This is a genomic window from Thauera phenylacetica B4P (assembly GCF_000310225.1).
GTDB classification, from domain to species: domain Bacteria; phylum Pseudomonadota; class Gammaproteobacteria; order Burkholderiales; family Rhodocyclaceae; genus Thauera; species Thauera phenylacetica.
The window spans coordinates 1-10162 of sequence record NZ_AMXF01000147.1 but is presented as its reverse complement, the minus strand read 5'-3'; the positions used below and the strand labels follow the sequence as shown (position 1 = coordinate 10162).

8 protein-coding genes and 1 tRNA gene are annotated in these 10162 nt (G+C 69.5%); 2 read left to right on the top strand and 7 right to left on the bottom strand.

Annotation, left to right across the window (positions count from 1 at the left end; all coding sequences use genetic code 11):
• Nucleotides 1-70 precede the first annotated feature (70 nt).
• The 7 genes from prfA to groES form a co-directional block, all read right to left on the bottom strand.
• Complete coding sequence (gene prfA, locus C667_RS15885) at nucleotides 71-1153, bottom strand: peptide chain release factor 1 (protein WP_004369088.1); 1083 nt, start codon at nucleotides 1151-1153, stop codon at nucleotides 71-73.
• Nucleotides 1154-1210: 57 nt separating this feature from the next.
• On the bottom strand, nucleotides 1211-2467 hold the full coding sequence (gene hemA / locus C667_RS15880) for a glutamyl-tRNA reductase (protein ID WP_004369086.1): 1257 nt from the start codon (nucleotides 2465-2467) through the stop codon (nucleotides 1211-1213).
• Between the two features lie 138 nt (nucleotides 2468-2605).
• A tRNA-Phe gene (locus C667_RS15875) sits at nucleotides 2606-2681 on the bottom strand.
• A 92-nt stretch (nucleotides 2682-2773) separates the two neighbouring features.
• Complete coding sequence (locus tag C667_RS15870; RefSeq protein ID WP_004369084.1) at nucleotides 2774-4273, bottom strand: sensor histidine kinase; 1500 nt, start codon at nucleotides 4271-4273, stop codon at nucleotides 2774-2776.
• Nucleotides 4242-4934, bottom strand: coding sequence for a response regulator transcription factor (locus C667_RS15865; protein WP_004369083.1), 693 nt, complete (start codon nucleotides 4932-4934; stop codon nucleotides 4242-4244). Before C667_RS15865 ends, C667_RS15870 begins: the two co-directional genes overlap by 32 nt.
• Nucleotides 4935-5279: 345 nt before the next feature.
• Nucleotides 5280-6929: a chaperonin GroEL gene (gene groL / locus C667_RS15860; protein WP_004369080.1), complete on the bottom strand. Its 1650-nt coding sequence runs from the start codon at nucleotides 6927-6929 to the stop codon at nucleotides 5280-5282.
• A 52-nt stretch (nucleotides 6930-6981) separates the two neighbouring features.
• Nucleotides 6982-7272 (bottom strand): co-chaperone GroES, encoded by a 291-nt coding sequence (groES, locus tag C667_RS15855; RefSeq protein WP_004311482.1) that lies wholly within the window; start codon nucleotides 7270-7272, stop codon nucleotides 6982-6984.
• 172 nt (nucleotides 7273-7444) lie between these two features.
• Here groES and C667_RS15850 point away from each other — a divergent pair, with 172 nt between their 5' ends.
• Both C667_RS15850 and C667_RS15845 read left to right on the top strand, forming a co-directional pair.
• Nucleotides 7445-8647 (top strand): glycoside hydrolase family 2 TIM barrel-domain containing protein, encoded by a 1203-nt coding sequence (locus C667_RS15850; protein ID WP_004369078.1) that lies wholly within the window; start codon nucleotides 7445-7447, stop codon nucleotides 8645-8647.
• A gap of 180 nt (nucleotides 8648-8827) precedes the next feature.
• Nucleotides 8828-10162, top strand: a 1335-nt coding sequence (locus C667_RS15845; protein WP_004369076.1) for an AAA family ATPase, incomplete at its 3' end; no start/stop codon positions are given.

Here is a 10162-nt window from a genome sequence, read left to right as displayed (position 1 = left end):
ATGCGGGCGCGCGCCCACGCGAGCGCGCCGGCGATGTCGGTCGCGTCGGCGGGCGGCGCAGCGGGGTTCATCAAGCGTCCTCCCCGAGCGCCGCGAGCAGCTCGGCCTGGTGCTCGAGGGTGAGTGCGTCGACGATCTCGTCGAGCTCGCCCTGCATCACGGCGTCGAGCTTGTACAGGGTGAGGTTGATGCGGTGGTCGGTCACCCGCCCCTGCGGGAAGTTGTAGGTGCGGATGCGCTCGGAGCGGTCCCCGCTACCGACCAGGCTCTTGCGCTGCGCGGCCTCGGCACTCTGCTGCGCACGCACCCGGGCGTCGTACAGGCGTGCGGCGAGCACCGCCATCGCCTGCGCCTTGTTGCGATGCTGCGAGCGATCGTCCTGGCACTCGACGACGATGCCGGTCGGGATGTGGGTGATGCGCACCGCCGAGTCGGTCTTGTTGATGTGCTGCCCGCCCGCCCCCGAGGCGCGGAAGGTGTCGATGCGCAGGTCGGCCGGGTTGATGTCCACTGCCTCGACCTCGTCGGCCTCGGGCAGCACCGCGACGGTGCACGCGGAGGTGTGGATGCGGCCCTGGGTTTCGGTGACCGGGATGCGCTGCACGCGGTGGCCGCCGGATTCGAACTTGAGCCGGGAGTAGGCGCCGTTGCCGACCACGCGGGCGATGACCTCCTTGTAGCCGCCGAGGTCGGATTCGCTCGCCGACACGATCTCCACCTTCCAGCGCTGGCGCTCGGCGTAGCGGGTGTACATGCGCAGCAGGTCGCCGGCGAACAGCGCGGCCTCGTCGCCGCCGGTGCCGGCGCGGACCTCCAGGAAGAGGTTGCGCTCGTCGTTGGGGTCGCGCGGCAGCAGCGCGCGCTGCAGCTCGGCCTCCAGCGCCTCGATGCGCGCCGCGCCTGCGGCGAGCTCGAGCTCGCCGAGCTCGCGCATCTCGGGGTCGGCGAGCAGTTCGCGCGCGGTGGCGCAGTCGGCTTCGGCCTGGCGATGCTCGCGGTACAGGATCACGACCGGCTCGATCTCGGCACGCTCGCGCGACAGCTCGCGGAAGGCGTTCATGTCGCGCGCGCCCTCCTCGGAGGCGAGCGTGCGGTCGAGCTCTTCGAGCCGGTTGGCGAGGTGTTCGAGTTTGTCGCGGATGCTCTGCTTCATGGCGATAGACGGACGCGCGCGCGCCGCCCGCGGGCGGCGGCCGGCGGAGCCGTGCGGCTAGTGGGGGTCGCGGGACAGGTTGAAGAGCTCGCGCACCACGCGGCCGGCTTCGACCTTGTGCTCGCCCTCGGCCTGGTTCAGGAAGCGGGTGGGACCGTGCATCAGCTTGTTGGTGAGACCGTGCGACAGCGCCTCGAGCACGCGCTGCGGGTCCTCGCCCTTGGCGAGCAGGCGCACCGCGCGCTCGAGCTCGGCCTGGCGCAGGGATTCGGCATGCTCGCGCAGCGAGCGGATCACCGGCACCGTCTCGCGCGCCGACATCCAGTGCAGGAAGCCATCGACGCGGGTGATGATGATCTGCTCGGCCTCGACGACGGCCTGCTGGCGCGACTCCATGCCGGCCTCCACCACCTGGGCGAGGTCGTCGACGGTGTACAAGAAGATGTCGTCGAGCTCCGAGATCTCGGGCTCGATGTCGCGCGGCACGGCGAGATCGACCATCACCATCGGGCGGTGGCGGCGCGCCTTGACCGCGCGCTCGACCATGCCCAGACCCACGATGGGCAGCGGCGCGGCCGTACAGGAGACGACCACGTCGAAGCGCGGCAGCGCGTCGCCGATCTGGTCGATGCGCATGGTGCCGGCGCCGAAGCGGTCCGCCAGGGCCTTGGCGCGCTCCTCGGTGCGGTTGGCCACCGTCATCGACTTCGGGCGCGCGCCGCCGAAGTGCGCGGCGCAGAGCTCGATCATCTCGCCCGCGCCGATGAAGAGCACGTGCTGGTCGGAGACGCGCTCGAAGATGCGCTCGGTCAGGTGCACCGCGGCCGCGGCCATCGACACCGTGTTGGCGCCGATCGCGGTGGTCGAGCGCACCTCCTTGGCCACCGCGAAGGTGTTCTGGAAGAGCTTGTGCAGCAGCACGCCCAGGGTGCCCGCCTCCTCGGCGTAGCGCGCGGCGTCCTTGACCTGACCGAGGATCTGCGGCTCGCCGATCACCATCGAGTCGAGCCCGCTCGCCACCCGGAAGACATGGCGGATCGCGTCGCGCTGCGGGTAGGAATACAGGTAGGGCGAGACCTCGGTGAGCGCGAGGCGATGGAAGCGCGCCAGCCAGTCGGCGGCGTGCTGCGGCTGTTCGGCCGCAAAGTAGAGCTCGGTGCGATTGCAGGTCGACAGGATCGCCGCCTCGCGCACCGAATCCGTATGAGCCAGATCGTGCAGCGCCTGCCCCATGCGCTCGGGCTGGAACGCGACGCGTTCGCGGATGGCGAGCGGCGCGGTGTGGTGGTTCAAGCCGAGGGCGAAGAGTTGCATGCGGGAGGGGGGTGGACGGAGCGAGGCGGATTATAGCACCGCGGCTGCGCCCCAAAATTGAGCCGGAACAGCGACTTCTGGCCGCAAATTGACGCCGCAAAGCAAATGGGCCGACACTCGGTCGGCCCATCGGGAATCTGGTGGCCAGTCGCGGAATCGAACCACGGACACGCGGATTTTCAATCCGCTGCTCTACCAACTGAGCTAACTGGCCAACGAGGTCCGCATTATAGCCAGTCTTTTTCCCTTGTCAAAGGGTTTCGCAAAACGAGTTTCAGACGAGTTTCAGAAGGACTCCGCACGCGCTCAGCCGAGTGCGTCGTGATCGCCCTGGACGCGCGCCGGCGGCTGCAGGTGGCTGCGCGGGAAGACCACGCGCGCCAGCGTGCCGCGCCCGCCCGGGCCGGCGTCCAGGGTGACGGTGCCGCGGTGCAGCTCGGCGATCTCGCGCACGATCGGCAGCCCGAGGCCGGAGCCATCGACGCCGCTGCCGAGCACGCGGTAGAAGCGCTCGAAGACACGCTCGCGGTCGGCCTCGGGGATACCCGGGCCGTTGTCCTCGACCTCGAACACCGGCGAGCCGGCGTAGCGCGTGCGCGCGGTGACGCTGCCGCCGCGCGGGGTGTACTTGATCGCGTTGTCGACCAGGTTCTTGAGCATCTCGCGCAGCAGCACCGGGTTGCCCTCCACGCGCAGGGCCTGGTCGCCCGCCTCGACGCCGAGGTCGATCTGCTTGGCCTGCGCGCGCGGGTAGAGCTCGAGCGCCACCTCGCGCACGATCGCGTCGACGTCCACCGTCTCCACCGCGTAGAGCTTCTCGAAGCTCGCCTCGGCGCGCGCGAGCGAGAGCAGCTGGTTGATCAGGTGCGCCGCGCGATCGGTGCTCTCGGCGATGCGGGTGAGCGACTGGCGCAGCTGGTCGGGGTCGCTCTCGTGCATGGCGAGGTCGGTCTGCATCTTGAGCCCGGTCAGCGGCGTGCGCATCTGGTGCGCGGCGTCGGCGATGAAGCGCTGCTGCGCCTGCAGGTTCTCCTCCAGGCGCGCCATCATGTCGTTGTAGGCGATGATCAGCGGGCGCACCTCCTCGGGCACGCTGGAGGGCTCGACCGGCGACAGGTCGGTGGGACGGCGGCGGCGGATCAGGCTCTGCAGCCGGTTGAGCGGCGCGATGCCGCGGCTCAGGCCCACCCACACCAGCACCACCGCGAGCGGGATGATGGCGAACTGCGGCAGCAGCACCCCGGTGACCACGCGCGAGGCGAGGTCGGTGCGCTTGTTGCGCGTCTCGGCGACCTGCACGAGCACGAAGCGGTCGGCCTGCGCAGGATCGGGGCGCACGAAGCGCCAGGCGATGCGCACCTCCTCACCGTGGATCATGGCGTCGCGCAGTTGCACGTCCTCGCCGTCCAGCGCGGACGAGGTCGGCATCGGCGGGATCTCGGCGTCGCCGCTCACGGTGACGCCATTGACGTCGGCCACCTGATAGTAGACGACGTCGTCCTGGTCGGCGCGGAACAAGGCGCGCGGCGGCGCCGGGAAGCGCACCACCACGTCGCCGTCCTCGACTTCGACCAGGCGCGAGAGCGCGCGCACGCCGTCGGCGAGCGCGAGGTCGTAGGGCTGGTTGGCGATGCTGTCGGCGACGTTGTGGGTGACGATGATCGAGATCGGCCACAGGAACAGCAAGGGCGCCAGCATCCAGTCGAGGATCTCGCCGAACAGCGAGTTCGGCGGCCCCGACTTGCGCGGCGGGTTGGCGCCGCGCGGAGAGCGCTCAGGCTTGGACTTTCGCCGCAGGGGCAGCATCGGGGTTTTCCAGGCAGTACCCCAGGCCGCGCACGGTCACGATGCGCACACCGCTGTCCTCGAGCTTCTTGCGCAGGCGATGGACGTACACCTCGATCGCGTTGCTCGACACCTCCTCGCCCCAGCCGCACAGGTGGTCGACGAGCTGGTCCTTGCTGACCAGGCGACCGACGCGCAGCAGGAAGATCTCCAGCAGGCCGATCTCGCGCGCCGACAGCTCGACGAGCTGGCCGCCGACCTTGACCACGCGATCGGCCTGGTCGTAGCTCAGCTGGCCGATCTCGATGCAGCGCGGCTGACCGGTGCCGCGGCGGGTGAGCGCGCGCACGCGAGCCTCGAGCTCGGGCAGGGCGAAGGGCTTGGTGAGGTAATCGTCGGCACCGGCGTCGAGCCCGCGCACGCGGTCATCGACGCCGTCCTGCGCGGTGAGGATCAGCACCGGCTGGGCCGACTTGCGCGCGCGCAGGCGCTTGAGCACCTCGATGCCGTTCATGCGCGGCAGGCCGAGGTCGAGGATGAGCAGGTCGTAGCCCTGCCCCGCGAGCGCGGCGTCCGCCTCCATGCCGTCCGCCACGTGATCGACCGCGCAGCCGCCGCGCCGCAGGGCGCGACAGATGCCGTCGGCGATCACCGGATCGTCTTCCGCCAACAGGATACGCATAGCATTCCGGCTGTAAGTTGCATGTAAGCGGAGATTCAGAAAATGGCTCCGCTGTTCTCCTTTTGCTCGGTCTTCGGGGACGTGGCTGCTTCGCGCAGCGGCGTGCCGGGGAGTGCCCGCCCGCCTGGGCCGTGGCACTCCCCACCGACTTTTACTCCCCGAATCTGGTCATTATCCCACGCTTCGCGCGGCGGCAGGCAGGCCGCTGGCTGCCCGAGGCGGGCTGCGCGCGCCGTTCCGGCGCCGCCGGACGAAAAAAGGCCTCGCCGAGACGTGTCCCCGGCGAGGCCTTTTTCAATTGCAGCGGTCGGGAGGTCCGGCGAACCGGCCCTCCCGGGCGGGCGCTTACATGCCCATGCCCATGCCGCCCATACCACCCATGCCGCCCATGTCGGGCATGCCGCCCATCGGCTTGTCTTCGGCCAGCTCGCCGACCATGCAGTCGGTGGTCAGCATCAGGCCGGCGACGGACGCGGCGTTCTGCAGCGCGGTGCGGGTGACCTTGGTCGGGTCCAGCACGCCCATCTCGACCATGTCGCCGTACTCGCCGGTGGCGGCGTTGAAGCCGTAGTTGCCCGAGCCCTCGACGACCTTGTTCACCACCACGCTCGGCTCGTCACCGGCGTTGGCGACGATCTCGCGCAGCGGCTGCTCCATCGCGCGCAGCACGATCTTGATGCCGGCGTCCTGGTCGTGGTTGTCGCCCTTGAGCTCGCCGAGTGCAGCACGAGCACGCAGCAGCGCAACGCCGCCGCCCGGGACGATGCCCTCTTCCACTGCAGCGCGGGTGGCGTGCAGGGCGTCTTCGACGCGGGCCTTCTTTTCCTTCATCTCGACTTCGGTGGCAGCACCGACCTTGATCACGGCAACGCCGCCGGCCAGCTTGGCCACGCGTTCCTGCAGCTTCTCGCGGTCGTAGTCGGAGCTGGCTTCCTCGATCTGCACGCGGATCTGCTTGACGCGCGCTTCGATGCGCTCGCCCTGGCCGGCGCCGTCGATGATGATGGTGTTTTCCTTGCCGACTTCGATCCGGGCAGCCTGGCCGAGATCTTCCAGGGTGGCCTTCTCGAGGGTCAGGCCGACTTCTTCGGCGATGACCTGGCCGCCAGTGAGGATGGCGATGTCTTCGAGCATGGCCTTGCGACGGTCGCCAAAGCCCGGGGCCTTGACGGCGCAGGTCTTCAGGATGCCGCGGATGTTGTTCACCACCAGGGTGGCCAGCGCTTCGCCTTCGACGTCCTCGGCGATGATCAGCAGCGGACGGCCCGACTTCGCGACTTGCTCGAGCACCGGCAGCAGGTCGCGGATGTTGGAGATCTTCTTGTCGAACAGCAGCACGAAGGGCTGCTCGAGGATGGCGACCTGCTTGTCCGGATTGTTGATGAAGTAGGGCGACAGGTAGCCACGGTCGAACTGCATGCCCTCGACGACGTCGAGTTCGTTCTGCAGCGACTTGCCGTCCTCGACGGTGATCACGCCTTCCTTGCCGACCTTGTCCATGGCACGGGCGATGATGTCGCCGATGTCGCTGTCGGAGTTGGCCGAGATCGAGCCGACCTGGGCGATTTCCTTGTTGGTCGAGCAGGGCTTGGAGAGCTTCTTCAGCTCTTCGATGGTGGCGATCACGGCCTTGTCGATGCCGCGCTTGAGGTCCATCGGGTTCATGCCGGCGGCGACGAACTTCATGCCTTCGCGCACGATCGACTGCGCCAGCACGGTGGCGGTGGTGGTGCCGTCACCGGCGATGTCGGAGGTCTTGGAAGCAACTTCCTTGACCATCTGCGCGCCCATGTTCTCGAACTTGTCCTTCAGTTCGATTTCCTTGGCGACGGAGACGCCGTCCTTGGTCACGGTGGGGCCGCCGAAGGAGCGCTCGAGCACCACGTTGCGGCCCTTCGGGCCCAGGGTCACCTTGACCGCGTTGGCGAGGATGTTGATGCCGGCGACCATGCGCTCGCGGGCGGAATCACCAAACTTGACTTCTTTAGCTGCCATTCTTCAGAACTCCGGAATTGTTTCGATTAGCGTGGATGGGGACGGGGGAGGCTCAGGCCTCGACCACGCCCATGATGTCTTCCTCGCGCATCACGAGGAGCTCGTCGCCTTCGACCTTCACGGTCTGGCCGGCGTACTTGCCGAACAGCACCTTGTCGCCCACCTTGACGGCCATCGGACGGACCTTGCCGTCGTCCAGGATCTTGCCGTTGCCGACCGCGAGGACTTCGCCCTGATCGGGCTTCTCGCCGGCGCTGTCCGGGATCACGATGCCGCTGGCGGTCTTGCGTTCGGCTTCGAGGCGCTTGACGATCACACGATCATGCAGGGGACGAATCTTCATCGAGTTCTCTCCTAACTGAGGTTCAACTGTATGGGTTGATGAAACACGCGGAACCAGTCCGCAAGAAAAGGATCTGCAGTGGCTGCCGATGGACGGAAGCCCATCGATCGAGGCTTGTTAGCACTCACTGCCAACGAGTGCTAATAATAGGGACGGGTCCCGAGGATTTCAAGTGCGCTACCTGTTAACTTTTTTCTTCGCCGTGATGGCGCTCGGCTTGGCGCCGCTCCACGCCGCCTCCCAGGACGCGCAATGGAAGGGCGCCGCCTTCGAGGGCGACCGCGCCAGCCTCGCCGGCCTCGCCGCCGCCGGCGCGCAGGTGGTGCGCGTCTACCGCCAGTCCGACGCCTGGGTGCTCGACGAGGCGCAGCGCCTCGGCCTGAAGGTGGTGATGGGGCTGTGGCTGGAGCACCCGCGCCACGGCTTCGACTACGCCGACGCGCGGGCGGTGCGCGCGCAGGAAGACGCCGTGCTCGACTTCGTCGCGCGCTACCGCCACCACCCGGCCCTGCTCGCCTGGGGCGTGGGCAACGAGATCGAGACCGGCGTCGCCGACCCGCTGCCGCTGTGGCGCGCGGTGGATCGGCTGGCCGCGCGCATCCGCGCGCTCGACCCCGAGCATCCGACGATGATGGTGGTCGCCGACACCGGCATGGACGCCTTCCGCGCACTCGCCGGCTGCTGCCCCAACGTGGAGCTGCTCGGCATCAACGTCTACGCCGGCGCGGTGTTCGACCTGCCGCAGCGCCTGCGCGACGCCGGCATCGCCAAGCCCGTGGTGATCGCCGAGCTCGGCCCGCTCGGGCAGTGGCAGGCCGGACGCAAGCCCTGGGGCGCGCCGGTCGAGCTCACCAGCACCGAGAAGGCGCGCTTCTTCACCGAGGCGCTCGTCTTCCTCGACCGCCAGGCGCAGATCCGCGGTGTCTTCCCCTTCCTGTGGGGCGCCAAGCAGGAGCAGACCGCCACCTGGCACGGCCTGCTGCTCGCCGACGGCAGCGCCACCGCGATGAGCGACGCGCTCGCTGCCGCCTGGGGGCGACCGGTCGCGAAGCCCGCGCCGCGGATCCGCGGCATCGGCATCGGCGCCGACGAGTTCGCGCCTGGCGCGGAGGTTGGCGCCGGCATCGACGCCGTCGCTCACGATGGTTCCGCGCTCGTCACCGAGTGGGCGGTATTCGCCGAGGCGACCGACCTGCGCAAGGGCGGCGACGCCGAGACCGCGCCGACACGCATCGACGTGCGCGTGCTGCACGCCGATGCCGCCAGCGTGCGCTTCGCCGCCCCGGCGCAACCCGGCGCCTACCGCCTCTTCATCACCGTGCGCGACCGCGAGGGCAAGGCCGGGACGGCGAACCTGCCGTTCCGGGTGAGGTGAACGGGGCATCGCCCACCGCAGCGGCATCTCCCGCGCACCTCCGGTTCGCCTTCGCCTGCGCGCCCGCCTCCCTTGCGCGCGCCCACGCCTGTCCCGCGCCTCCCCCCGGCGCTTGGCCGGCTGCCCCAGCGCGGGGTTAAGATGCCCCGCACAAGAACCACCAACGCAGGAGGCGCGCCCATGTCCGCTCCGCTCACGCCGCCGGCCCCCTTGCCCGTCGAGCGCCTGGTGGCCCGCTGCGATCCTGCGTCGCTCGGCATCGAGACCTCCGCCGAGCTGCCCGAGCTCGACGTCGCCCGCATCCACGGCCGCGCGGTCGACGCGATCCGGCTCGGCCTCGACATCCGCGCCGAGGGCTACAACCTCTTCGTGCTCGGCGACCCCGGCAGCGGCCGCCACGCGCTCGTGCGCCGCCTGCTCGAGGACGCGCGCGGCCGCGGCGACGCACCCGCGGACTGGTGCTACGCGTGGAACTTCGCCAACGCCTCCCAGCCGCGGCTGCTGCGCCTGCCCTGCGGCCGCGGCCGCGGCCCCGCGCTGCGCGACGACCTGGCGCGTTTCGTCGAGGAGCTGGTGCCGGCGATCGGCGCGGTGTTCGAGAGCGAGGAGCACCGCAACCGCATCGAGGCCTTGCAGGAAGAGGCCAAGGCGCGCGAGGAGAGCGCCTTGCGCAGCCTCGGCGACGAAGCCCAGAAGCTCGGCGTGGCGCTGCTGCGCACGCCGCACGGCTTCGCCTTCCTGCCGATGAAGGGCGAGGGCAGCACGCTCACCCAGGAGGAGTTCGAGAAGCTGCCCGAGCCGCGCCAGCACGAGCTCGGCGAACACATCCGCGCGCTGCACGAGCGCCTGCACCGCCTGATGGGCGATTTCCCGCGCTGGCGGCACGAGCTGCAGAACCGCATGCGCGACGCCGGGCGCGAGGCCATCCGTGCCACCGTCACCCACCTGATCGACGAGCTCGAGGCCCGCCACGCCGACCTGCCCGAGGTGTGCGACCACCTCGACGCGGTGCTCGCCGACGTCGTCGCCAGCGGCGAGTCGCTGCGCGCGACGCCGCACACCGACGAGGACAGCGAGTCGCTGACCTACACCGGCAGCATCAGCGTGCAGCGCTACCTGGTGAACCTGCTCGTCGCCAACCCCGCCGACGGCGCCCGGCCGATGGTGTACGAGGACCACCCCACGCTGCAGAACCTGGTCGGGCGCATCGACCACCTGGTGCACATGGGCACCCTGGTGAGCAACTTCACCCTGATCCGCGCCGGCGCGCTGCACCGCGCCAACGGCGGCTTCCTGATGCTCGACGCACTCAAGCTGCTGTCCCAGCCCTTCGCCTGGGAGGGCCTCAAGCGCGCGCTCAAATCCGCGCGCCTGCGCATCGAGTCGCTCTCCGAGCTCATCGGCGTGACCGGCTCGGTGCAGCTCGAGCCCGAGCCGATGCCGCTCGAGCTCAAGGTGGTGCTGATCGGCGATCGCCTGACCTACTACCTGCTCGGCCAGTACGATCCGGAGTTC